This window comes from Mesorhizobium sp. P2_F5, from assembly GCF_056403715.1.
In genome coordinates, this window is record NZ_JBFUEY010000007.1 from 292,843 (window position 1) to 315,978 (window position 23,136).

Here is a 23,136-nt window from a genome sequence, read left to right on the forward strand (position 1 = left end):
CTCGGGGCGATGTGGTGGCGGACCGTCAGGCCGCCGCCTTCACCGCCGGCGTCGCCTTCTTCACTGGAATGCGCACCGACACGATAGTGCCGACGCCTTCGGTCGAGCGGATTTTCAGCGCGCCGCCCTGCAACTCGGCCAGCGAGCGCGAGATGGCGAGGCCAAGGCCAGAGCCAGCGTGGTTCTTGGAGAACTGGTTCTGCACCTGTTCGAACGGCCGGCCGAGCTTGCTCAGCGCCTCCTTCGGAATGCCGCAGCCAGTGTCCTCGATCGTGAGCACCAGCGCGCCTGAAGTATTACGGGCGCGCACCGATATATGGCCGCCCTGGCCGGTGAACTTCACTGCATTCGACAGAAGGTTGATGGCGATCTGCTTGATCGCCCGGCGGTCGGCGAACAGCGTCATCGTGTCGGCTATGCGGGTTTCGACCGTGATCGACTTCTCCGCCGCCTGCAACGAGATGACCCGCACCGTCTCGCGGATCAGCGGACACAGATCGATTTCCTCGCGGTCCATCGAGAACTGGCCGGCCTCGATCTTCGACATGTCGAGTATGTCGTTGATAACGCCGAGCAGATATTTGCCGCTGCCGTTGATGTCGTTGGCATATTCTTCGTAGCGCGGCGAACCGAGCGGCCCGAACAGGCCCTGTTCCATCAGTTCGGAAAAGCCGATGATGGCGTTGAGCGGCGTGCGCAGYTCGTGCGACATGTTGGCCAGGAACTCGGACTTGGCCCGGTTGGCGGCTTCGGCGCGCTCGGTTTCCTTCATGTATTTGCGGTTGAGTTCGACCAGTTCCTTGGCGCGTTCTTCCTCGGCCCGGCGGGCAAGGCTGAGGTCGTGGATGGTCGCCATCAGCCGGCGCTCGCTGTCGACCAGCTTTTCCTGGTGCAGTTTGATCTGGGTGATGTCGGAGCCGACGGAGACGGTGCCGCCGTCCCGGGTCCTCAGTTCGTTGACCTGCAGCCAGCGGCCGTCGGACAGCTGCCGCTCGAAGGTCGCGCCGCCTTGCGGCCCGCTGGTGTTGGCCAGCCGGCGTTCCGAGGCGAAGGCCAGCATGCGCTCCTCCAGCACGGCGCGCGCCGCGCCCGGCATCACGTCGCGGTCCGACAGGCCGTTGTCCTTCTGGTATTTGGAATTGCACATGATCAGCCGCTGGGCGGCATCCCACAGCACGAAGGATTCGTTGATGTTCTCGATCGCGGTTCTGAGCCGCAGGTCGGCCGCCTCGGAGCGCAGCGCCAGATGCCGCTGTTCGGTGACGTCGACGGCGATGCCGATCAGCTGAATCTCAGGCGCTTCCGGGTCGATCACCTGGGCCCGGGCGCGCATCCACACCCATTGGCCGTCGGCGTGACGCATGCGGAACACCTGGTCGATATGGTCGATCTCGCGCTCGACGATCCGGTTGGCGAGCTCGAACAGATCGCCGTCTTCGGGGTGGATGATGTCATCGACCTCTCCGAAGGACAGCATCGAGTTGCAGGGCTCGTAGCCCAGCATGTCGTACATTGAGCGCGACCAGTACATCTTGCCGCGCACCATGTCCCAGTCCCATAGGCCGCAGCGGCCGCGCACCAGCGCCATGTCGATACGCTGGTGGGCTTCGAGGTAGATGCGGTCAGCCGTCTGGGCGCGCGATGCCTGGCCGAAATAGGCGTAGAGGATGATGATCAGCACACCCGCCGTCAGCACGAACAGCGTGACGTTGAGCGACACGGCCTTGCGCCAGCTGTCGAACACCGCCTCCTGCGGCACCAGCACAGCGGCGGCGTTCTTCCTGTCCCGGGTCAGGCTGACAGCAGCATACCAGTCCTGCCCACCGATGCTGACATCCATCACCCCAGCGCGGTCGCCGAACATGAACAGCGGCTGGCCGTCCAGCACCAGACTGTCGAGCGACCGCCCTTGCCAGCCGGTCGACAGCGGCGACACCGCAATGATCTTGAAGGCGCTGTCGGTGATGACAAGCACATGGCTTCTGCCCATGGCGCCCTGGCGGCTGGTGCTTTCCAGCAAGTCGATGGCGCCGCCGTCGGCCGCGTTCGGGTCGGCCGAGATTGCGTTCGCCATCTGGCCGGCGGCCAGACCCAGCACCGCCTTGACGTCGCGCTCGACCTCGTCGCGCTCGTTCATCAGCGACAGGACGCGAAGAGCGGCAATGACGATCAGGAAGATGATGATGAGCGCCGGTATCGAACGGCGCAGAAGCGGCTCGGCAGCCAGCAGCCGCCGGTAGGCTGGTTCAGCGATGAGCCGCGTATTGCCGGCGAGGCCGTCGCCCCGCACCTTGCGCCGCTCAAAAGCCGTCCCCTCGGGCGCGCCCCACGCGTCCGCCTTGGCCATAAATGGCACTCCCCGAATTTCCGTACGCTTGACGATCCGGCAACACCGCACGTCCGAATCGTCTGTAAAGAATCAAAGGTGATTCGCCTTGTCCAGTGGCGCGGGCGAAAAACATTAAAAATTGATTGAAATAACTAGAAAGCTGCTGATCTCCCCCCTTGTGGGGGAGATGGCCGGCAGGCCAGAGGGGGGCGCTGTCCCTCGGCGTATCAAATGGCTGGAGCGCCCAACCAAAAAACAGTTACAACGGGTGCCGGATGCAGCCCTGAACTGAGGCGAGATCGAAGGCTGCGATCCTTCGCGCCCACCTCTGCCCTGCCGGGCATCTCCCCCACGAGGGGGGAGATTATGCAGCTCAAGCCAGTGTCCGCTCCACAATATCGCGCAAATCCGCTGACAGGTTCTCGCCATTGGCGATGGCCAGCAGAGCCTCTCTGGCCTTGGCCTGTCTGCCCGGTTCCAGCGAGCGCCAGGAGCGCAGCGCCGTCGCCAATCTGGCCGCCACTTGCGGATTGCGCTTTTCGACCTCGAGGACGGTCTGCGCGAAGAACCGGTAGCCTTCGCCGTCTGCACGGTGGAAGCCGGTCTGGTTCGCGCTGGAGAATGTGCCGATGAGCGAGCGCACCCTGTTCGGATTGGCCATCGAGAAGGCCGCGTGACCGGTGAGCGCGCGCGCACGCTCGACGGTCTTCGGTCCCGGCACGCTGGCTTGAATCTGGAACCATTTGTCCATGACCAGCGGATCAGCACCGTATCGCGCCTCGAAGCCGGCCAGCGCCTTGATCGCCTCGGGCGAGCCGTCATGGCGATGCGCGAGCACGGTGAGCGCCGCGGCGCGGTCGGTCATATTGGTCGCGGCCTCGAAATGCCGGGCGGCCAGCTCGACCCCTCCCGGCAGCAGCGAGAGATAGTCGAGCAGGATGTTGCGCAGCGCCCGTCGTCCCGCACTTGCCGCATCGGGGCTGAACGGACCGTCGTCGACAAGGCGGCCGTAGAGGTTGGCGAAGGCGTCCTGATTGGCGCGTGCGATCGCCAGCGCCAGTGCCTCGCGGGCGGCAAAGATGGCGTCGGGATCGATGTTTCTGCCGATATCGCGGGCAATATCGGCCTCGCCGGGAAGCGACAGCGCGAGTGCGCGGTAGGCGGGCTCAAGCGTCTCGTCGCCGGCGATCTTGCCGGCAAGCCCGGTCAGCCTGGCGGTGAAAGCCGGCTTCGCGCCGCCGAGGATCTGGCGGAAGGCTGCTATCAGCGCATCGGTGAGCAGCGTGTTGAACGCCTGCCAGCGCGCGAAGGCGTCGCTGTCGTGACCGGCAAGGAAGAATTGGTCGTCGGCCTTCTGCTCGACCGAAAGCGTGATCGGCGCCGAAAAGCCGCGGTTGAGCGACACTGCCGGCCGCTCGTCAACGCCGGAGAAGCGCACCAGGTGGCGGCGCTTGCGGATGTGGATGACGCCGTCCTCGACGGCGGCGCCGTCGACGCCGCCATAGGCGACCGGTTCGCCGCCGGCGCCGACCAGACCGAATGCGAGCGGAATGTGCATCAGCCGCTTGCGGCTTTCCGACGGTGTCGGCGGCACCGACTGCTCGATCTCGAGCGTGAATTCGCGCGAGGCCGGATTGTGCGTCGAACTGACGGTCAGGTTCGGCGTGCCCGCTTGGTGATACCAGAGCGCAAACTGTGACAGGTCGCGGCCGGAGACGTCCTCGAAGACTTTCAGGAAATCCTCGATCGTCGCGGCCTCACCGTCATGGCGCTCGAAATAGAGGTCCATGCCGGCGCGGAAGGTCTCGGCCCCGAGGATGGTGCAGATCATGCGCACCACTTCCGAGCCTTTTTCATAGACCGTCGCCGTATAGAAATTGTTGATCTCGCGGTAGCGGCGCGGCCGCACCGGATGCGCCAGCGGCCCTTGGTCCTCGGGGAACTGGTGGGCGCGCAGCGTACGTACCTCGGCAATGCGCTTGACCGCGCGCGAGCGCTGGTCGGCGGAGAATTCGTGGTCGCGAAAGACGGTCAGGCCTTCCTTCAGGCAAAGCTGGAACCAGTCGCGGCAGGTAATTCTATTGCCTGTCCAATTGTGGAAATATTCATGCGCGATGATCGCCTCGATGTTGGCGAAATCGGCGTCGGTCGCGGTCTCGCGGTCGGCCAGCACATATTTGTCGTTGAAGATGTTGAGGCCTTTGTTCTCCATGGCCCCCATGTTGAAGTCGGAGACGGCGACGATGTTGAAGACGTCGAGGTCGTATTCGCGGCCGAACGCCTGCTCGTCCCATTGCATCGAGCGCTTGAGCGCATCCATGGCGTAGCCGGCGAGACCCTCCTTGCCCGGCTCGACATAGATGCCGAGCTCGACCTTGCGGCCGGACGCTGTGACGAAACTGTTGGCGACTTGGCCCAATGTGCCGGCCACCAGCGCAAACAAATAGGACGGCTTGGGGAAGGGGTCGTGCCAGACAGCATAGTGCCAGCCTTCGGCAAGCGCGCCGCTTTCCATCGGATTGCCGTTGGAGAGCAGCAGCGGCGCCTCGTCCAGCTTGGCTTCGATGCGCACGGTGTAGACCGACAGGATGTCGGGGCGGTCGAGGAAATAGGTGATGCGGCGAAAGCCCTCGGCTTCGCATTGCGTGCAATAGACATTGCTGGAGCGATAAAGGCCCATCAGCGCCTCATTGCTGGCCGGTGCGATCTCGGTCTGCAGCAGCAGCTCGAAGGCAGCCGGTGGCTTCAAAATGGTCAGCTGGTCCGGCGTTGCCAGATACTCGGCCGACGCAAGCTCGCGGCCGTCGATGGCGATGCGCTTGAGCATCAGCCCGTCGCCGTCCAGCACCAGCGGCGCCGAGGCGGCAGCATTGTCGCGGCGTTCGATCGTCAGCACGGCGGTAACGCGCGTTGCGTCTGGCGAAAGGCGGAAGGTCAGGCCGGTTTGCGGGATGGAAAAGTCGTTGGGGCGATAGTCTTCGAGCTTGAAGACCTGGCCGGTATCGGTTCGCATTCCCTGGGGTTTCCCTGTCGTTATCGGAGCCTGCGGCGGTATCCGCTGGCCCAAGAAATCTAAAGTGCGCGCTCTTTACACGAAACGGTCACTCGACAAAACTGCGGCAATGCCTATTTCGGGGCATTCCCCTTCCATCTTCATCGCGAGGCCTTGATGACCGTCGTCACACCGAAATTCGGCATGGACGCCTCCGCGCCGCGTCGTGTGACGCACATCTCGGCAACGATCCAGGAAGCGGCGGGAGCGTGACTTCAGGGCCGAGAGACGAGGCGGCCGGGAAATTGTCCGATCACCCCGGGCGTGTGCTAACCGGGATCATGCTCAAGGTCATGTCGGTGGCGGTCTTTGTCGGCATGCAAACCTGCATCAAGGCAGCCGGCACCTTGCCGGCCGGCCAGATCGTCTTCTTCCGCTCCTTCTTCGCCATTTTCCCGATCATCGTCTTCCTGGCCTTCAGGAGAAAACTGGGTACGGCGTTTGCCACCAAACGCCCGCTGAACCACATTGCGCGCGGTGTCGTCGGCGTTTGCGCCATGGGGCTCGGCTTCTTCGCGCTGACCCGGCTGCCGCTGCCGGAAGCGATCACGCTCAACTATGCCCAGCCGTTGCTGGTGGTGGTGTTCTCCTCGCTTTTCCTCGGCGAGGCCATCCGCATCTATCGCTGGAGCGCGGTGGCGGTCGGTCTCGTCGGCGTGGTGATCATCTCGTGGCCGGAACTGACGCTTCTCACTTCAGGCGCCGCACTCGGCGACCAGGAGGTGCTGGGCGTCATAGCGGCGCTGGTCTCAGCGGCAATCTCCGCCAATGCCATCCTGCTCGTGCGCAATCTTGTCCAGACAGAACGGACAGCGACCATCGTGCTGTGGTTCTCGGCGACGGCGAGCGTCATGGCGCTGTTTACGCTGCCCTTCGGCTGGCAGGCGCTGACGCCGCCGCAGGCTGGCTTGTTGGTCGCGGCGGGATTCTGTGGCGGGCTGGCGCAGATCCTGATGACGGCGGCCTACCGCCACGCCGAGGCTTCGGTGGTGGCGCCGTTCGAGTACACCTCGATGATCCTTGGCGTCGTCGTCGGCTATTTCGCCTTTGGCGATGTCGCCACCATCAACACGCTGGTCGGTGGTGTGATCGTCGTCGCCGCCGGCATCTTCATCATCTGGCGCGAGCGCCAGCTCGGCCTTGAGCGCACCCGCACCCGAAAGGCGGCGCCGCCGCAAGGGTGATCAGGACGACTGCGCACGTTCTTTAGCGAGCCGCACCAGCACCGCCCGTGTCGGCTCGTCGGCCGGGAAAAAAGACTCGATCGCCAGTTCCGACAGCGTCACGTCGAGCGGCGTGCCGAAGACGGTGATGGTGCTGATGAAGGACAGCACCTGATCACCATGCGCCAGCCGCAGCGGATGGACGATGCTATTCGGCTCCACCTGCACGGGTCGCGCGCCCTTGAGGCCGGACGGGTAGGTTCGCAATTCGCGCTCCAGCTCGACCAGCACGGGATCGCCGGCGGCATCGTTCTGGTGTTTTAGCCGCTCCAGCAGATGCGTTCGCCACTCCGCGAGATTGACGATGCGCGGCGCGATTCCGTTCGGGTGCAGGCTGAGACGCAGCACATTGACCGGCGGCTGAAGCAGCGACGGCTCGGCAACATCGGCCAGGAACGGACCGATGGCGGCATTGGCTGAAATCAGGTTCCAATGCCGGTCGACGGCGAGCGCCGGAAATGGTTCATGCCCCCTGAGCACGGTCTCGACCGCCGCCATCGCTGGCGCCAGCGTGGCATCGCTGAGCGAGCGTTCGCCGAAACTGGGCGCGAATCCGGCGGCCAGCAGCAGCTGGTTGCGTTGCCTCAGCGGAATCGACAGCTGCTCGGCCAGATGCAGCACCATCTCACGCGAGGGCGCGGCGCGGCCGCTTTCGACGAAGGAGAGATGCCGCTGCGAAATCTCGGCCTCCATGGCGAGGTCGAGCTGGCTCATGCGCCGGAGCGTGCGCCATTCACGGATCAGGCTGCCGGCGGAGGTCTGGGGTGTTGTCATGGGAGATGACTAAGCCGAGCAGGGGCGTATTTCAATTACCTCTGGGGTTATCCGATCTCCCCCCTTGTGGGGGAGATGCCTGGCAAGGCAGAGGGGGGCGCTGTCCCGCCGACCTATCGCCCAACGGCAGTGCCCTGAGAAACTTAAGGATCGCAGATGTTGGCGATCCTTCGCGCCCCCCTCTGTCCTGCCGGACATCTCCCCCACGAGGGGGGAGATTGGCCAATCACGCCAATCCCCGCAGCTTCGCCTTCACCTCGAGAAAATCCCGCCAGGCCAGCTTCTTGTGCGCCGGCGTTCGCAAGAGATAGGCTGGATGCAGCGTCGGCATCGCCGGGATGGCGACACCGGACGCCGTCGTGTGCACCCGCCAGTTGCCGCGCAGCCGCAAGATGCCTTCGCTCGTGTTGAGCAGGGTCTTGGCCGATGGGCCGCCCAGATTGATCAGCACCTTGGGATTGACCAGTTCGATCTGCCGCTCGATGAACGGACGGCAGATCTCGGTCTCGTGCGGCGTCGGCGTGCGGTTGCCGGGCGGCCGCCAGGGAATGACGTTGGCGATATAGGCCGAGGTGCGGTCAAGCCCGATTGCCGCCAGCATGCGGTCGAGCAGCCGGCCGGAGCGGCCGACGAAGGGCAGGCCTTCAATGTCCTCGTCGCGGCCGGGCGCCTCGCCGACCAGCATCACCGAAGCCTGCGGATTGCCGTCGGCAAAGACCAGGTTCTTGGCGGTGAATTTGAGGTTGCAGCCGTCGAAGGACGCCATGTGTTGGCGCAACGCGTCGAGCGTCGAGGCGCTTGCCGCCATTTGCCGGGCCAGTGCCGCCTGCGCCTCGTCGGGCACCGTCGCCGTGGCCGGCACGGAGCGCGCCGGCGCGTCCGGCACCCGGCTCGCGTCCAGCCCTGTGCTTGCCGCGGCTTGGTCCGGTGCCTTGTTTTCACGAGGAGGCGCGGCTGGCGTGGGTGCCCGCTCGACAGGCTTTGGTGCCTCGGCAAACCGGTTCACCGGCGCGTCTTCCAACGCCTCGTCGACGCCTGCGCTGGCGTAGAATGCCAGGAGGTCGGCAAGCTCGGATCGGTTGTTGGGGGAGGCGGCAGTCATGGCCGGCACATTCGTCCGCTGAGAGGCGATTTGCAAGGGTTGGGCGGTTAGTAATCTCCCCCCTCGAGGGGGAGATGGCCGGCAGGCCAGAGGGGGTCGCCGCGCGTAGAGCGCTAGCCTCTTCTGCAGGCAAAGGGGTGTCGCGTCCGGTCGTGCCGACCCCCTCTGTCGCCTTTGGCGACATCTCCCCCTCGAGGGGGGGAGATTACTTAGCCCGTAGGTATCCGCGGGTCCTGCACCAGATAGAACGTCCAGCGCGGCGTATAGTCGGTGATCAGAAATTCGAAGCTTCCCGTCTTCAGCGGGTCGATCTTGCCGTTTTTGAACAGCAGCCGGTCGTAGGGTTCGAAATCGCGGTCGAAATCGGCATAGGCGCTCGACACGATATTGTCGGGCGTCTTGTTGCGCTGGTCGAAGGACAGGCCGTCGCCGAACACGCTCGGCTGATTGAGGATTTCCTGCAACTCGAACTGGAATTCGACCCAAGCCTGGCCGCTGTTGTTGAGCACGTCGATGCGCATGTACAGGACGCCGTTGGCAAATTCGCCATTGGTGCTGAACGGCTGGATCGGCTTGGTGGTGCGGATTGTGAGCGTCACCGGCGTCGACGAATTCAGCTCCTCGGAGATGATCAGCGGGTCATCCTTGGTGCCGGTGCCCGAGGCGCCGGTGATGTGGAAACCGCCAAGCTCGTCGGAAAAGGAATAGGCCCCGGTCGCCCACACCTTCACCGGCTCGGCATGAGCAACAACCGGCGTGAGCACCGAAAGGGCGAGAAGGAGCGCTCGGCAGGTCCGGCCGGGCGGAAGGGGAAAGCGCGTCAATGAAAAGCCGGACGGCGTGCGCATGGGCAGAAGTATGGCCGATAAGCGAGCCGTCGAACAATTAAAATATGGGAACCGTAAGTCCAGCCGGTGCAAAACGCTTGCAGCACCGTTGTTATCCGCGACTTTTTAGCGAAAACGGCATTGTCACGTCAGCGCCGGTTTCCTGTCGCGGATTGATGCGCTATGCAGCGCAGGAGCCAGCAAAATGCCCGGAAACGGTTAGCCAGTGCGGAGGGGTTGATGAGCGAGATCGAACGCGAGAGCATGGAATTCGACGTGGTCATCGTCGGGGCCGGCCCGGCGGGCCTTGCCGCGGCGATCCGGCTCAAGCAGGTCAATCCCGAGCTTTCCGTCGTTGTGCTGGAAAAGGGCGGCGAGGTCGGCGCCCACATATTGTCCGGCGCAGTGGTCGATCCCATAGGCATCGACCGCCTGTTACCCGGCTGGCGCGAGGAAGAGGGCCACCCCTTCAAGACGCCGGTCACCGCGGACCATTTCCTGGTTCTCGGCCCCGCCGGCTCCTTTCGCCTGCCTAACATCCTGATGCCGCCGCTGATGAACAATCACGGCAACTACATTGTCTCGCTCGGCAATGTCTGCCGCTGGCTGGCGACCAAGGCCGAAGCGCTCGGCGTCGAAATCTATCCGGGCTTTGCTGCCGCCAGCCTCGTCTACAACGATGCCGGCGCCGTCACCGGCGTCATCACCGGCGACATGGGCGTCGAAAAGGACGGCACGCATGGCCCGGGCTTTGCGCCGGGCATGGCGCTGATGGGCAAATATGTGCTGATCGGCGAGGGCGCGCGCGGTTCGCTGTCCAAGCAGCTGATCGCCAGATACAAGCTGTCCGACGGCCGCGAACCCGGCAAATACGGCATCGGCCTCAAGGAACTGTGGCAGGTCAAGCCGGAGAACCACAAGCCGGGCCTGGTGCAGCATTCCTTCGGCTGGCCGCTCGACCTGAAGACCGGCGGCGGCTCCTTCCTCTACCATCTCGAGGACAATCAGGTGGCGGTCGGCTTCGTTCTCCACCTCAACTACAAGAACCCCTGGCTGTCGCCCTTCGAGGAGTTCCAGCGCTTCAAGACCCACCCGGCGATATCGGGCACCTTCGCGGGCGCCAAGCGCATCGGCTATGGCGCGCGCGCCATTACCGAAGGCGGCTGGCAGTCAGTGCCGAAACTGTCCTTCCCCGGCGGCGTGCTGATGGGTTGTGCGGCGGGCTTCGTCAACGTGCCGCGCATCAAGGGTTCGCACAATGCGGTGCTGTCCGGCATGCTGGCGGCCGAACATGTCGCGCAAGCGATCGGCGCCGGCCGCGCCAATGACGAGCTCACTTCCTACGAGAACGCCTGGCGGGCAACCGATATCGGCAAGGATTTGAAGAAGGTCCGCAACGTCAAGCCGCTCTGGTCGCGTTTCGGCACTGTGCTCGGCATCGGCCTCGGCGGTCTCGACATGTGGCTGAACACGCTGTTCGGCTTCTCGCCCTTCGGCACGCTGAAGCACGGCAAGGCCGACTATGCGACGCTGGAGCCGGCCGCCCAGCACGAGAAGATCGTGTATCCCAAGCCGGACGGCGTGCTGACTTTTGATCGGCTATCCTCGGTGTTCCTTTCCAACACCAATCACGAGGAAAACGAGCCGGTGCATCTCGTCGTCGGCGACATGGCGCTACAGAAGCGCTCCGAGCACGACGTCTTTGCCGGGCCGTCGACCCGCTATTGCCCGGCCGGCGTCTACGAATGGGTCGACAAGGACGGCAATGCTGCCGCCGATCCGGCCGCCAAGGACGTGCGCTTCGTCATCAACGCGCAGAACTGCGTGCACTGCAAGACCTGCGACATCAAGGATCCCAACCAGAACATCAACTGGGTGCCGCCGCAAGGCGGCGAGGGGCCGGTCTACCAAGGCATGTAAGGCGCCCGGCGCCATGATTGTTGAAACCGTCATCTGCTTGTGGTCTCATTGCTGGGTCCATGTGGGAGAATGGCATGCGGGTGTTGGTCTTGTTTTGCGTCGCCGTCATAGGCGCGGCCTGCGGCATCGTCGGGACGGCGTCGGCGGGGGTGAAAACCGTCGTCAAGACGCGGACCTATGACATCACCGGCACCACAGGTGCCGGTCTGGTCATCGCCATGAACCGCAGAGGCCCCAAGCACGGTTTCATGACCCACGCCATCGCGCAGACAAGCTACACCGCGGACTGGAACCTGGACCTCGGCCAGGCCAACGGCGTCTGCCGCCTGCGCCAGGCCAATGGAACGCTCAACATCACCTACACCTATCCGCGCGTGGCCTCGGCCGTCACGCCGGCGCTGCACAAACGCTGGAACCGGTTTTTCACTGGCGTTCTCGCTCATGAAGGAACCCATGGCCGTATCGCCGGGCAGATGATGCAGGCCGCTGAGCGGTCGGTTCGCGGCCTGAAATTTGCCAACGATCCGCAATGCAATAAGACGCGCGTCGAAGCCAAGCGGCGCTTGCAAGCCACCTCCAAGCTCTACGAGGCAAAACAGATCGCCTTCGACGCGCGCGAGCACAGTGAAGGCGGCCATGTCGAGCGTATTATCGAGGCCCTGGTGGGCTTGTGAAACCTCAAGCCCGTAACGTGTTGATCTAGCTGCGCATGCCGGGCCGGATCAGCGACACGGTCGCTGTGGCGTCCTCGTCGGCCGGCTTGGTCTCGTCGCGCTTCAGCGAAAACTCCACCATCACCGGCAGGTGGTCCGAGCCGGTGTCCTCCAGCCGGGTTGACGACAGGATCGTCACCTTGCCCCTCGAGAACACCTGGTCGATCGGCAGGCCGGCATAGCGGCGCAGGAAGTCGGGCAGCGTCCGGTGAATCCAGCTCGGCCCGGCCGATGGCATCACAGTCAGTCCACCGAGCGAGGCGACACGCCGCACCGCAGCGCTCCACGGCACGGCGTTGCAGTCGCCGGCCATGATCGCCGTCTCGCCGAGCGAAGTGAGCGTCTTGGTCAACTCGCCGATCTGCCAGTATTGCTCCTTCGGCCACGGCCAGCTCAGATGGATCGCCGCGACATCGACGCCGATGCCGCCAAAGTCGACGGTGGCGGTGGCCATCGCACCGCGCGGTTCACAGTATGGTTCGGTACCAACGGCAAACGGCCGCCTGGACAGGAGCGCCACGCCGAACACGCCGTTGGGATAGGCGCACAGGATGCGGTAGGGATAGGCGCTGCTGATATAGCCGAGTTCGGTTGCCCACATCGCCGATACTTCGTCGAGCGTGATCACGTCGGGGTTGGTGCGGCCGATCAGTGAAAGAACCTTCTTGGGCGTCGGATTGTTGAAGCGCAGGTTCATCTGCAGCAGCCGGTAGACCATCTCGTTGCCGGGCTCGGCGTCACCGGCGGCCTGCACCGGCCACAGGCGCGGCAAGGTGCTCAACGTGCTGGCGAAGGCGGCCACAGCCAGGAGCAAGCCCACACCCGCCTGCAGGCGAAACGAGGTGGCAAGCAGCGGCAGCGCAATCAGCACCATCAGCACGGCCAGATGGATGCGGAAATGGGCGAAGGAATCGAAGGCCGGATGCAGTGTGCCGAAGAACCCGGCTACAAGCGCGGCCGAGAGGCCGAGCATTGCCAGGAACGCCATCGAAGCCATCATGTTTCGCACGCGTGCCATCAGACCGGGTTTTGCATTGCCAATGTGTCAGGCCTGTTATCGGCGCAAATGCGGCCCAATCAAGATGACGAAACGCCTCGCGGCCAACATTTAAGGGAAGCCAGCCTACTGGAAGGCCGTCTCCGAAAAGCTTCTCAGCTTGCGCGAATGCAACCGTTCCATCGGCATTTCCGCCAGCTTCTCCATCGCCTTGATGCCGATGGTCAGATGTTGCGCCACTTGCCGCTTGTAGAACTCGGTCGCCATGCCGGGCAGCTTCAATTCGCCATGCAGCGGCTTGTCGGAGACGCATAAAAGCGTGCCGTAGGGAACGCGGAAGCGGAAGCCATTGGCGGCGATGGTGGCCGATTCCATGTCGAGCGCGATGGCGCGCGACTGCGATAGCCGCTGCACTGGCCCGCGCTGGTCGCGCAGTTCCCAGTTGCGATTGTCGATGGTGGCGACAGTGCCGGTGCGCATGATGCGCTTGAGATCGTAACCGGACAGTCCGGTGACTTCGGCGACCGCCTCCTGCAGCGCCACCTGAATCTCGGCCAGCGGCGGGATCGGCACCCACACCGGCAGGTCGTCATCCAGCACATGGTCTTCCCTGACATACGCATGCGCCAGCACATAGTCGCCCAGCGCCTGTGTGTTGCGCAGGCCGGCGCAGTGGCCGAGCATCAGCCAGGCATGTGGCCGCAGCACGGCGATATGGTCGGTGATGGTCTTGGCGTTGGACGGGCCGACGCCGATATTGACCATGGTGATGCCGCCATGGTTCGGCTTCTTCAAATGATAGGCCGGCATCTGCGGCAGGCGCGGCGCCGCCACGCCTTCGCTGGGCACGCTTTGCCCCGCCTTGGTGACGACATTGCCCGGCTCGACGAATTCGGTATAGCCGTGGCCGCCTTCCGCCATCTGCGCCCGCGCGCGGGCGACGAACTCATCGATGTAGAACTGGTAGTTGGTGAAAAGCACGAAGTTCTGGAAATGCTGCGGGCTGGTCGCGGTGTAATGCGTCATGCGGTGCAGCGAATAATCGATGCGCTGCGCCGTGAATGGCGCCAGCGGCCTCGGTTCGCCGAACGCCACCTCGAATGTGCCATTGGCGATCTGGTCGTCGGTGCCGTCGAGATCCGGCACGTCGAACAGGTCGCGGATCGGCCGCTTGATGCGCTCGGCGGCTGCGCCATCGACATGGGTGCCTTCAAGGAAGGCGAAATGCAGCGGGATCGGCGTGGTTGATTCCGAAACCGACACCGGCACGCCGTGATTGCGCATGATCAGCCGAAGCTGCTCGACGAGATAGGTTTCGAACAGCGCCGGCTGGGTGATGGTGGTCGAGAAATGCCCCGGCGTCGGCATGTGGCCGTACGCCTGGCGCGAGTCGATCTGGGTGAATGAATTGGTGGTGACGCCGATCTCCGGGTAGAAGGCGCGGTAGCGCTTGCTCTCGTCGCCGCCGGCGGCAAGTGCCGCAAAGGAGTCACGCAGGAATTTGGTGTTGCGGTCGTAGAGCGCCTGCAAGGCGGCCACGGCCTTTTTGGCGTCGTCGAAGCTCTTCTTGCCGAAAGGCTCCGGCATGACGACCGATTCGATAGCTTGTGGGTAGATTCGCTTTTCCATGGCTCAATATAGAGACTCAGGACAGCACTTGGGAGGGGGAGGTGGCCACCGAGGCAGCCAAGTCGTCGATTTATTCGTCCACGCTCCAAGGTGTGCTGAGATTCAGGTCAGGCCGAGTCGAAAATGGTGGCTTTCGAGAACCGGAGCGGAGCGTACTTGAGTACGTGAGCACCGGAAGCGCAGAAGGCCGCCATTTGCAGGCCGGCCTCACCTGAACATCAGCACACCCTACCCGCGCTGCAGGCTGACCAGCAGCACGAAGCCAACGCCATGCTTCTTTGTCGCCGGCGCGTCGATCGTCGTGTCGTCACCGGCGCGCATCATCGGCATGGCCAGGACCGGCGCCGACAGCACGATCAGGACGAGCGCCGCCCGCGGCAGAAGCCGGAGGGTCTTGAGGGCGTTGGCGGCGATGCGGTTCATGGTCTTGGCTTTCTTTCTGGTCTCAGGTCTCTGTCGGTTCAGCGGCGGAAATGGTTCATGCAATCGAATTGGCAGGCGTTGGAACTGGCTGCATCCCAGGAGCGGGCCGGACGGCCGGCTTCGGCCACGAGAATGGCGAAGAACATGCCGAACAGGCTCATCAACAGGCAGACGATGGTGAAGCGGCGAGCGAGCATTTGCGTGGTGTCTCCTTGAGCACGCCATCAAAATGCCCTGATGCGACTGAACCGGCTCTGATGCCGGCGTTCATCTGCGGTTCAAAGTGATTGACGATGTTTTAGGGAGAGCGTCGGCCAGGCTACGAGGCTGCGCGGTACCGATGCGGGTGTGTAGTGGACCGTCCTGGAAAAGAAAACGGGGCCTGTGAAGGCCCCGTTGTCGTCATGTCAAAACCGCAAGCTCAGAGCTTGTGCCAGGTCTGGCTCTTGCAGATCAGCCCACCGAGCACGCAGCCGCTCATCTTCAGCGAGGTGCCCGACAGTGTGGCCTTGCCGGAATAGGTCTTGTCGTTTGCCGGATCGGTGATGTCGCCGGCATATTTGTTGTTCCCGGTCGCCTTGAGCGAACCAATGGTCTTGCCGGCATATTTGCCGGTCTTCAGCGTGATGGAGAATGAACCGCTGCCGCCAATGAGTGCGGTGTCGCCGGCTTGCGTCTTCCAATTGCCTTCGATCGGATCGGCCCAGGCCGCACCCGCCATCATCACTGTAGCCGCCAGGGCCAAGCTCACTTTGCCAAACATATCTGTCCTCCCTGTGGTTTTAGGTGGGGCGCCCGCCTCTCTGCCCCTTACGCAAACGTAAGCTAATCCAGCTCCCGGCAAAACAAAAGCGGGTGCCGTGAGGGAAGGGTTTGCAATTTTCATGAGGGTCGAGAAAGCGCTCAGTGAGCAGGAAATGAAACGATCGAGGCGTTGGCTTTGGTTTCCGTGGTTAGCAGAGTGTTGATCGGTGCCCCACAAATTTTCGTCAAATCCGGCGCGAAACGGCGCGGTTGCTGGCTTTGTATCCTTAACGAATTTCCGCGTTTACCTCTTGTTTTAGCTTTGTTTTCTCCAAATTAAGCACGCCATTTAACGACGAATTCAAGGCTCGGCTTCATTCTCGAAAGCATCGAAAGAGCGGCTCCCCAGGGGACACCGGGGGACAGAAAAGGCCCGCTCTCGGGAGCCAGACAGGGGACTAAAATGGCACGTTTTGAAATGCTTGAAGCCGGCTTCGGCGCCATGGGGGCAACTGCCCAGGCCGACATTCTTTTCGAACTGGGCATGATGTATGCGACCGGCCGCGATTGCGAGACCGATGTCGTTGCCGCCCACAAATGGTTCAACATCGCCGCCATCAAGGGCTCGATCCGTGCCGCCGAGCTGCGCTCGGAACTGTCGGCTGCAATGTCCAAGGTCGAGATCGCCAGGGCGCTGCGTGAAGCCCGCGAATGGATGACCATGCACTGAGATCTCAGGCAGACTATCGAAACAGGGAAGCCCCGGTGATCAAGACCGCAAAGACGGCCTGAACCGGTATAACAACAAGGCCGCGATAAGACGGCCGGCGGCGAAGAACAAGAACGCGGCAGGCCAACACGGTCCAGCCGTACACAATGGGGACGGCGAGCAGGTTTTCGTGGCGCGGGGGCGCATGGGGACTGCTCCAGGAGCAAAAAGCCACGACCGGCCGGAACAAGGCTGGCGTGGCTTTTTGCGTTGATGAGGCCCAATCGAGTGGCGCCGATGCGCCTAGACAGGCCCAATGAAGGATGAAATTGTCCCGCCTTCTGAAAGAAGCGCGGCCAGAGCGGCTGCGCGCGTGTGGGAGGAGTTCTATCACCATGAAAAAAATGGGTATTTTGAGCGCGGCCGTATTTGGCCTGATGATGAGCGCGCCGGTTGCCTTTGCCGATGACATCACCATTTCGGTGGTCGGCCCAATGACCGGACAGCTCGCCACGATTGGCGATCAGTTCAAGCAGGGCGCAACGGCAGCCGCCGACGCGATCAACGCCGCCGGCGGTGTCAACGGCTCGATGATCAAGATCGACATCGAGGACGACCAGTGCGATCCCAAGCAGGCGGTTTCGGTGGCCAACCGCATCGTTGCCAACAGCGTCAAGTTTATCGACGGCCATGCCTGTTCGGGTTCGAGCATCCCGGCTTCCGCCGTCTACGCCGAGGCCGGCGCGCTGATGATGAGCCCGGCCTCTTCAAATCCCGAGCTGACCGACGCCGCCGCCAAGGCTGGCTGGCCGACGATCATGCGTCTCTACACGCGTGACGACGCGCAGGGCGCCTTCATCGGCCCGTGGATTGCCAAGAAATATGCCGGCAAGAACATCGTCATCCTGCATGACAAGAGCGCCTACGGTCAGGGCGTGGCCGATGCAGTGAAGGCGACGATGAATGCCGGCGGCCTCAAGGAAGTCGACTATGAAGGCATCAATGCCGGCGAGAAGGACTATTCGGCTCTCGTCACCAAGCTGAAGGACCTCAAGGCCGACGTCGTCTATTTCGGCGGCTATCACCCTGAGGCCGGGCTGATCCTGCGTCAGTCGGCCGAGCAGAGCGTCAAGTTCCAGCTGATCATGCCGGATTCGATCGCCTCGCCGGAATTCTGGCAGGTCGCCGGTCCGGCCGGTGAGGGCACCATGTTCGTCTTCCCCTCGGACCCGCAGGCCAAGCCGGAAGCCAAGGAGGCCATCGCCAAGATCAAGGCGGGCGGCTTCGTGCCGGAAGGCTTCACGCTGTTCTCCTACGCCGTCGTTCAGGCGTTTGCAGAGGGCGTCAAGCGCGCCGGAACCGACGATCCGGTCAAGGTTGCCGAGGCGCTGAAGAACGGTACGCCGTTCAGCACCGTGGTCGGCGACGTGACCTTCGACGAGAAGGGCGACCTGAAGAACGCCAGCTACGACATCAACCAGTGGCATGACGGCAAATACGCGCCGATCGCGCAGTAATCGTCCGCGTACTCGTGGAAATGGCCGGGCTTGTCCCGGCCATTTTTGTTTAAGCCGGCTATGCAGCCTCTTCAACGAAGCGCACCAGCACGGTTCCGTCGGTGACCTGCGCGCCCTCGGTAGCGATCTCGGCGATCACGCCGTCATGGCTGGCCGAGATCGTGTGCTCCATCTTCATCGCTTCCAGGATCAGCAGCGGCTGGCCCTTGACCACCGCTTCGCCCCTTGCGGCGCGCACCAGTTTGACCAGCCCGGGCATCGGCGCGCGCAGGCTGCCGGAAGCAGCGGCGGCCTCGTCGGTTCGCGCCAGCGGATCCGGGACGAGGAAACTGTAGCCGACCGCGCGTTCAAACACGGTGACGTGGCCCGGCCAGCGGGCAAGGCGAGGGGCGGCGCGAAGATCGTGTGAATTGACGCTGTCATAGGGCGCATCCAGCGCCACCTCGAAGCGCCCGTCCGGTCGCACCGAAACACGTGCCAGTATATCGTCCTCGCCATGGCGTAGCCGCGTGCGCCGCGCGACGGTGTGGAAATGCGCATAGCCGGCAAGCGACGACCACGGATCGTCCGATGGCGGCAACGCACCGGCACCGGCCGCGGCAAGGGCGGCCGCGGCAACGATCTCGCTGCTCGGCGGGGCGACTACGGTCAGCGCTTCCTGATGCCTGCCGATCAGGCCGGTATCGACATCGCCGGCGGAAAAATCGGCGTCCGCGGCAAGTGCCGCGAGAAAGGCGGTGTTGACGGTCGAGCCGGCAATCTCGGTCTGCGACAACGCTGTGCCGAGCGCGTCGAGCGCCGCTTGCCTGTCCTTGGCGTGGACGACCAGCTTGGCGATCATCGGATCGTAGAAGGGCGAGATCGCATCGCCGGCCCGCACGCCGGTTTCGATGCGCATCGTGGCGCCTTCCGGGGCTTTGCCGGGAAATGTGAGGTGATGCAGCGTGCCGGTCGCCGGCAAAAACCCTTTCGCCGCGTCCTCGGCATAGATGCGCGCCTCGAAGGCGTGGCCGGAAAGTTGGATTTCGCTTTGCGTCTTAGGCAGCTTTTCGCCAGATGCCACGCGCAACTGCCACTCGACGAGATCGGTGCCGGTGACCATTTCGGTGACGGGATGCTCGACCTGCAGGCGGGTGTTCATTTCCATGAACCAGAAGCGGTCGGCCTTCAGCCCTTGCGAGGCGTCGACGATGAATTCGATAGTGCCGGCGCCCGAATAGCTGATCGCCTTGGCGGCCTTGACCGCCGCCTCCGTCATCGCCTTGCGTAACGCCGGTGTCATGCCGGGCGCCGGTGCTTCCTCGATCACTTTCTGGTGGCGGCGCTGCGCCGAGCAGTCGCGCTCGAAGAGATGCACGGCGTTGCCAAAATTGTCGCCGAACACCTGGACCTCGATGTGGCGCGGCTTGTCGACATATTTTTCGACCAGCACGCGGTCGTCACCGAAGGCTGCCTTGGCCTCGCGCCGTGCGCCCGACAGCGCCTCCGAGAAATCGTCGGGATGTTCGACGCGGCGCATGCCCTTGCCGCCGCCGCCGGCACGCGCCTTGATCAGCACGGGATAGCCGATCTCGCGCGCCTTGGACGCGAGCAGCACGATCTCCTGCGCCTCGCCATGATAGCCCGGCACCACCGGCACCCCGGCCTTCTCCATCAGCCGCTTGGCAGCATCCTTCAGCCCCATGGCGCGGATCGAGGCCGCCGACGGGCCGATGAAGGTCAAGCCCGCCGCCACCACCTGGTCGACGAAATCAGGGTTTTCCGAGAGGAAGCCGTAGCCGGGATGGATCGCTTCGGCGCCTGTCGCCAGCGCGGCCGCAACAATCTTGTCGCCGCGCAGATAGCTTTCGCCGACCGGCGAAGCGCCGATATGCACCGCCTCGTCGGCCATTTCGACATGCAGTGCCTTGGCATCGGCGTCGGAATAGACGGCAACGGTGCGCACGCCGAGCCTGCGTGCGGTGCGGATGACCCGGCAGGCGATCTCGCCGCGATTGGCAATCAGGATCTTGGCGAACATGGAGCCTCCACGACTGAGAAGCATATAGTCTCGAGGGTAAGGCGCGCGAGCACCCCCCTCTGTCCTACAGGGGGAGATTGAACGCCCGCGCCGCTTTCGCTAACTTTCAGGCTTGGATATTTGGCACAGCCGTCAATGGAAGCCGATCTCCCCCCTTGAGGAGGAGATGTCCGGCAGGACAGAGGGGGGCGAACCGCGCAAACCGTTCGACCGCCATGCCTCGCACTGCGAACGAGAGCTACTTCGACGCGGCGATCTCGCAGGCGCCACCATTCGTCACCTTGTAGTGCGCGCGGGTAGCCAGGCAGGATTTCATGGCCAGCTCTTCCGCCAGCAAGCCGGCAAGGATCGATGCGGCAGCCCGTTTGATGTTCGCGGATTTCATTTGTTTCCATCCGTTTGGAAAGAACCGAGGCCGACCGGCACTCATCTATTTGGATGCGGCGATGCTGCACGCCCCGCTGGTCTGGAATTTCCACTTCTTGAGACCGGCCTGGCATGATCTCAATGCAGCGTCCTCCGCCGCCTTTTGGGTCTTGGCGTTCACATGGTTGCCGCAGACGAAGAATTCCGTCATCCGGGCGATCGGAGTGGAAGCGTAGGCGGAATGGCCGCCGGCGGCGACGTAATGCTTGTAGGCCTTCAAGCAGCCCCCGGTCGTGCCGACCGGAAAGTAAACTGGATAGCGCACGTCGCCCTTGCTTCCCGCCAGCGAACCGGCCGCTTCGGCGCCGGACGCAACCAATATTAGAAATCCAGCAAGTACCGACCCAGTCGATCTGCAGCAGTATTCCAAAGTCATTTCCACCCAACCCCAACTGCCCAGTGCCGGGGAAGTAATAGCGAATATTTTTTGCAGCCGCCAGTCCGCCGACGATAATTCGCGTTGGCCTGCTTTGGGGAAACTTTTGTGCCATAAGTTCAGCTTTCCTCAACGTCAACAACAGCTTGCCGGTATAGTTCTGCGGTCTGTTCATCGAAGCAGCAGAAAGTAACGGTTTCAGGCAAGACATTCAGTGCGAGGAAGCTGCCAACGATGCCGGCGGCGATCCCGCTCGCCTCGTCCTTCGGATAGCCGTAGATGCCGGTCGAGATCGCCGGGAAGGCAATCGTGCGGCAGTCATGGGCGCGAGCGATTTCAAGCGACCTAGTATAGCAGGAGGCAAGCAGGTCGGCTTCGCCTTTGCCACCGCCTTGCCAGACAGGACCGACCGTGTGGATGATGTAGCGCGCCGGCAGCCTATAGCCCTTGGTGAGCTTTGCGTCGCCGACCTTGCAACCATGCAGCATCCGGCATTCGAATTCGAGCCCCGGGCCGGCCGCCCGGTGAATGGCGCCGTCGACGCCGCCGCCGCCCAGCAGCGAGGAATTGGCGGCATTGACGATGGCATCGACCGCAAGCTTGGTGATGTCGCCGGTGTGAATTTGGATTCTGTCGGTGTTCATCACATCCTGAACACGCCAAAGCGGGTTTCTTCGATCTCGGCGTTGAGCGCGGCCGATAGGCTGAGCGCGAGCACTTCGCGCGTTTTCGCCGGATCGATGATGCCGTCATCCCACAGCCGCGCCGAGGAGTAGAGGGGGTGGCCCTCATGTTCGTATTTCATCAAGATCGGCTTCTTGAATTTTGCTTCCTCGTCCGCGCTCCACTCACCGCCCTTGCGCTCGATGCCCTCGCGCTTGACCACCGCCAGCACCGTCGCCGCCTGTTCGCCGCCCATCACCGAAATGCGCGCATTCGGCCACATCCACAGGAAGCGTGGCGAGTAGGCGCGTCCGCACATGCCGTAATTGCCGGCTCCGAACGAGCCGCCGATGATCATCGTCACCTTCGGCACGCGGGCGGTGGCGACCGCCATCACCAGCTTGGCGCCGTCTTTGGCGATGCCACCGGCCTCATATTTTCGCCCGACCATGAAGCCGGTGATGTTCTGCAGGAAGATCAGCGGAATCTTGCGCTGGCAGCACAGTTCGATGAAATGCGCGCCCTTCAGCGCACTTTCCGAAAACAGCACGCCATTGTTGGCGATGATGCCGACCGGCATGCCCTGGAGATGGGCAAAACCGGTGACCAGCGTGGTGCCGTAATTCTGCTTGAACTCGTCGAATTCGGAGCCGTCGACGACGCGCGCGATCACCTCGCGCACATCATAGGGCTGGCGCAAATCCGTCGGCACGATGCCGTAGAGTTCTTGCGCGTCGTGAAGCGGCGGCATGGGTTTCTGTAAGCTCAGGCTTACGGTCTTGCGCCGGTTTAGGTTTTTCACGATGCGCCGGCAGATGGCCAGCGCATGTTCGTCGTCCAGCGCGTAGTGGTCGGCGACACCGGACAACCTGGTGTGCACGTCGGCGCCGCCAAGCTCCTCGGCGCTGACGTCTTCGCCGGTGGCGGCTTTCACCAGCGGCGGGCCACCGAGGAAAATGGTCGCCTGGTTGCGCACCATGATCGTCTCGTCCGACATTGCCGGCACATAGGCGCCGCCCGCCGTGCACGAGCCCATGACACAGGCGATCTGCGGGATGCCGGCGGCCGACATGTTGGCCTGGTTGTAGAAGATGCGGCCAAAATGCTCGCGGTCGGGAAACACCTCGTCCTGGTTGGGCAGGTTGGCGCCGCCGCTGTCGACGAGATAGACGCAAGGCAGGTTGTTCTGCAGCGCGATCTCCTGCGCCCGCAAATGCTTCTTCACCGTCAGCGGATAATAGGTGCCGCCCTTCACGGTGGCGTCGTTGACCACGACCATCACCTCGGTGCCTTCGACGCGGCCGACACCTGCGATCATGCCGGCCGCGGAAATCTCCTCGCCATACATCGACCATGCCGCGAACTGTCCGATCTCGAGGAAAGGCGAGCCGGTGTCGAGCAATTGTGCGAGCCGCTCGCGCGGCAACAGCTTGCCGCGCGAAACATGGCGCTCGCGCGCCTCGTCCGAGCCGCCGCGCTCGACGCTTGCCGCCTTGTCCGCAATGTCTGAAACCAGCGCCCGCATGCGCTCGGCATTGGCGCGGAAGGTTTCGGATGAGAGGGAGATCTGGGAGACTAAAGTGCTCATTGACGAACCTTTTGTGATATCATATTTTAGTATCACTATGGGCTCTCGCCCTAACCCAAGAGGAGCCGACTACCAAGGTATTCAATTTGGGGAGGGCGGAGAGT

At 63.3% G+C, this 23,136-nt stretch carries 20 protein-coding genes; 5 read left to right on the forward strand and 15 right to left on the reverse strand.

Annotated elements, in window-relative coordinates:
- Nucleotides 1-25: 25 nt before the first annotated feature.
- Complete coding sequence (locus AC1DYO_RS13255; protein ID WP_477263810.1) at nt 26-2,347, reverse strand: PAS domain-containing sensor histidine kinase; 2,322 nt, start codon at nt 2,345-2,347, stop codon at nt 26-28.
- A 355-nt stretch (nt 2,348-2,702) separates the two neighbouring features.
- Nucleotides 2,703-5,342 carry an aminopeptidase N gene (pepN, locus tag AC1DYO_RS13260; protein ID WP_477263812.1) on the reverse strand — a complete coding sequence of 880 codons (2,640 nt, stop codon included), beginning with the start codon at nt 5,340-5,342 and terminating at the stop codon, nt 2,703-2,705.
- A gap of 320 nt (nt 5,343-5,662) precedes the next feature.
- On the opposite strand from pepN, the gene AC1DYO_RS13265 reads away from it, so the two are divergent.
- Nucleotides 5,663-6,565, forward strand: a complete 903-nt coding sequence (locus AC1DYO_RS13265) for a DMT family transporter (RefSeq protein ID WP_477263887.1) — start codon at nt 5,663-5,665, stop codon at nt 6,563-6,565.
- On the opposite strand, the gene AC1DYO_RS13270 is transcribed toward AC1DYO_RS13265, so the two are convergent.
- The 3 genes from AC1DYO_RS13270 to AC1DYO_RS13280 form a co-directional block, all read right to left on the reverse strand.
- Nucleotides 6,566-7,378: a helix-turn-helix domain-containing protein gene (locus AC1DYO_RS13270; protein ID WP_477263814.1), complete on the reverse strand. Its 813-nt coding sequence runs from the start codon at nt 7,376-7,378 to the stop codon at nt 6,566-6,568.
- A gap of 226 nt (nt 7,379-7,604) precedes the next feature.
- On the reverse strand, nt 7,605-8,480 hold the full coding sequence (locus AC1DYO_RS13275; RefSeq protein ID WP_477263816.1) for a uracil-DNA glycosylase: 876 nt from the start codon (nt 8,478-8,480) through the stop codon (nt 7,605-7,607).
- Between the two features lie 209 nt (nt 8,481-8,689).
- Nucleotides 8,690-9,328 (reverse strand): hypothetical protein, encoded by a 639-nt coding sequence (locus AC1DYO_RS13280; protein WP_477263818.1) that lies wholly within the window; start codon nt 9,326-9,328, stop codon nt 8,690-8,692.
- A gap of 219 nt (nt 9,329-9,547) precedes the next feature.
- Between AC1DYO_RS13280 and AC1DYO_RS13285 the strand changes: the two genes are divergently transcribed.
- Nucleotides 9,548-11,227 (forward strand): electron transfer flavoprotein-ubiquinone oxidoreductase, encoded by a 1,680-nt coding sequence (locus AC1DYO_RS13285; protein WP_477263820.1) that lies wholly within the window; start codon nt 9,548-9,550, stop codon nt 11,225-11,227.
- A gap of 17 nt (nt 11,228-11,244) precedes the next feature.
- Nucleotides 11,245-11,901, forward strand: a complete 657-nt coding sequence (locus tag AC1DYO_RS13290; RefSeq protein ID WP_477263822.1) for a DUF922 domain-containing protein — start codon at nt 11,245-11,247, stop codon at nt 11,899-11,901.
- A gap of 25 nt (nt 11,902-11,926) precedes the next feature.
- Here AC1DYO_RS13290 and AC1DYO_RS13295 read toward each other — a convergent pair whose 3' ends face one another.
- The 5 genes from AC1DYO_RS13295 to AC1DYO_RS13315 form a co-directional block, all read right to left on the reverse strand.
- Nucleotides 11,927-12,958, reverse strand: coding sequence for an endonuclease/exonuclease/phosphatase family protein (locus AC1DYO_RS13295; RefSeq protein ID WP_477263823.1), 1,032 nt, complete (start codon nt 12,956-12,958; stop codon nt 11,927-11,929).
- Between the two features lie 105 nt (nt 12,959-13,063).
- Nucleotides 13,064-14,524 carry an AMP nucleosidase gene (locus tag AC1DYO_RS13300; protein ID WP_477263825.1) on the reverse strand — a complete coding sequence of 487 codons (1,461 nt, stop codon included), beginning with the start codon at nt 14,522-14,524 and terminating at the stop codon, nt 13,064-13,066.
- A gap of 270 nt (nt 14,525-14,794) precedes the next feature.
- The gene (locus AC1DYO_RS13305) at nt 14,795-14,989 is read right to left on the reverse strand and encodes a hypothetical protein (RefSeq protein ID WP_477263827.1); all 195 of its coding nucleotides are present in this window, start codon (nt 14,987-14,989) and stop codon (nt 14,795-14,797) included.
- A gap of 38 nt (nt 14,990-15,027) precedes the next feature.
- Entirely contained in the window at nt 15,028-15,186 is a 159-nt protein-coding gene (locus AC1DYO_RS13310) for a hypothetical protein (protein WP_477263829.1), read from the reverse strand.
- A 224-nt stretch (nt 15,187-15,410) separates the two neighbouring features.
- Entirely contained in the window at nt 15,411-15,752 is a 342-nt protein-coding gene (locus AC1DYO_RS13315) for a DUF2147 domain-containing protein (RefSeq protein WP_477263831.1), read from the reverse strand.
- Nucleotides 15,753-16,196: 444 nt separating this feature from the next.
- Here AC1DYO_RS13315 and AC1DYO_RS13320 point away from each other — a divergent pair, with 444 nt between their 5' ends.
- Both AC1DYO_RS13320 and AC1DYO_RS13325 read left to right on the forward strand, forming a co-directional pair.
- Nucleotides 16,197-16,463, forward strand: coding sequence for an SEL1-like repeat protein (locus tag AC1DYO_RS13320; protein WP_025583692.1), 267 nt, complete (start codon nt 16,197-16,199; stop codon nt 16,461-16,463).
- A 374-nt stretch (nt 16,464-16,837) separates the two neighbouring features.
- On the forward strand, nt 16,838-17,959 hold the full coding sequence (locus tag AC1DYO_RS13325; RefSeq protein WP_181058927.1) for an ABC transporter substrate-binding protein: 1,122 nt from the start codon (nt 16,838-16,840) through the stop codon (nt 17,957-17,959).
- Between the two features lie 58 nt (nt 17,960-18,017).
- Here AC1DYO_RS13325 and AC1DYO_RS13330 read toward each other — a convergent pair whose 3' ends face one another.
- From AC1DYO_RS13330 to AC1DYO_RS13350, 5 genes are all read right to left on the reverse strand, one after another.
- Entirely contained in the window at nt 18,018-19,979 is a 1,962-nt protein-coding gene (locus tag AC1DYO_RS13330; RefSeq protein ID WP_477263833.1) for an acetyl/propionyl/methylcrotonyl-CoA carboxylase subunit alpha, read from the reverse strand.
- 238 nt (nt 19,980-20,217) lie between these two features.
- Nucleotides 20,218-20,364, reverse strand: coding sequence for a hypothetical protein (locus AC1DYO_RS13335; protein ID WP_477263835.1), 147 nt, complete (start codon nt 20,362-20,364; stop codon nt 20,218-20,220).
- Between the two features lie 45 nt (nt 20,365-20,409).
- Entirely contained in the window at nt 20,410-20,724 is a 315-nt protein-coding gene (locus AC1DYO_RS13340; protein ID WP_477263837.1) for a hypothetical protein, read from the reverse strand.
- A gap of 176 nt (nt 20,725-20,900) precedes the next feature.
- Entirely contained in the window at nt 20,901-21,425 is a 525-nt protein-coding gene (locus AC1DYO_RS13345) for an O-acetyl-ADP-ribose deacetylase (RefSeq protein ID WP_477263839.1), read from the reverse strand.
- Complete coding sequence (locus AC1DYO_RS13350; RefSeq protein ID WP_477263841.1) at nt 21,425-23,032, reverse strand: carboxyl transferase domain-containing protein; 1,608 nt, start codon at nt 23,030-23,032, stop codon at nt 21,425-21,427. The genes AC1DYO_RS13345 and AC1DYO_RS13350 overlap by 1 nt, the downstream gene beginning before the upstream one ends.
- Nucleotides 23,033-23,136: the final 104 nt, after the last annotated feature.

Coding starts and splice junctions, on each gene's coding strand:
- pepN (WP_477263812.1), bottom strand. CDS start 5,342: ATGCGAACCGATACCGGCCAGGTCTTCAAGCTCGAAGACTATCGCCCC.
- AC1DYO_RS13265 (WP_477263887.1), top strand. CDS start 5,663: ATGCTCAAGGTCATGTCGGTGGCGGTCTTTGTCGGCATGCAAACCTGC.
- AC1DYO_RS13270 (WP_477263814.1), bottom strand. CDS start 7,378: ATGACAACACCCCAGACCTCCGCCGGCAGCCTGATCCGTGAATGGCGC.
- AC1DYO_RS13275 (WP_477263816.1), bottom strand. CDS start 8,480: ATGACTGCCGCCTCCCCCAACAACCGATCCGAGCTTGCCGACCTCCTG.
- AC1DYO_RS13280 (WP_477263818.1), bottom strand. CDS start 9,328: ATGCGCACGCCGTCCGGCTTTTCATTGACGCGCTTTCCCCTTCCGCCC.
- AC1DYO_RS13285 (WP_477263820.1), top strand. CDS start 9,548: ATGAGCGAGATCGAACGCGAGAGCATGGAATTCGACGTGGTCATCGTC.
- AC1DYO_RS13295 (WP_477263823.1), bottom strand. CDS start 12,958: ATGGCACGCGTGCGAAACATGATGGCTTCGATGGCGTTCCTGGCAATG.
- AC1DYO_RS13300 (WP_477263825.1), bottom strand. CDS start 14,524: ATGCCGGAGCCTTTCGGCAAGAAGAGCTTCGACGACGCCAAAAAGGCC.
- AC1DYO_RS13305 (WP_477263827.1), bottom strand. CDS start 14,989: ATGAACCGCATCGCCGCCAACGCCCTCAAGACCCTCCGGCTTCTGCCG.
- AC1DYO_RS13310 (WP_477263829.1), bottom strand. CDS start 15,186: ATGCTCGCTCGCCGCTTCACCATCGTCTGCCTGTTGATGAGCCTGTTC.
- AC1DYO_RS13315 (WP_477263831.1), bottom strand. CDS start 15,752: ATGTTTGGCAAAGTGAGCTTGGCCCTGGCGGCTACAGTGATGATGGCG.
- AC1DYO_RS13320 (WP_025583692.1), top strand. CDS start 16,197: ATGGCACGTTTTGAAATGCTTGAAGCCGGCTTCGGCGCCATGGGGGCA.
- AC1DYO_RS13325 (WP_181058927.1), top strand. CDS start 16,838: ATGAAAAAAATGGGTATTTTGAGCGCGGCCGTATTTGGCCTGATGATG.
- AC1DYO_RS13330 (WP_477263833.1), bottom strand. CDS start 19,979: ATGTTCGCCAAGATCCTGATTGCCAATCGCGGCGAGATCGCCTGCCGG.
- AC1DYO_RS13335 (WP_477263835.1), bottom strand. CDS start 20,364: ATGAAATCCGCGAACATCAAACGGGCTGCCGCATCGATCCTTGCCGGC.
- AC1DYO_RS13345 (WP_477263839.1), bottom strand. CDS start 21,425: ATGAACACCGACAGAATCCAAATTCACACCGGCGACATCACCAAGCTT.
- AC1DYO_RS13350 (WP_477263841.1), bottom strand. CDS start 23,032: ATGAGCACTTTAGTCTCCCAGATCTCCCTCTCATCCGAAACCTTCCGC.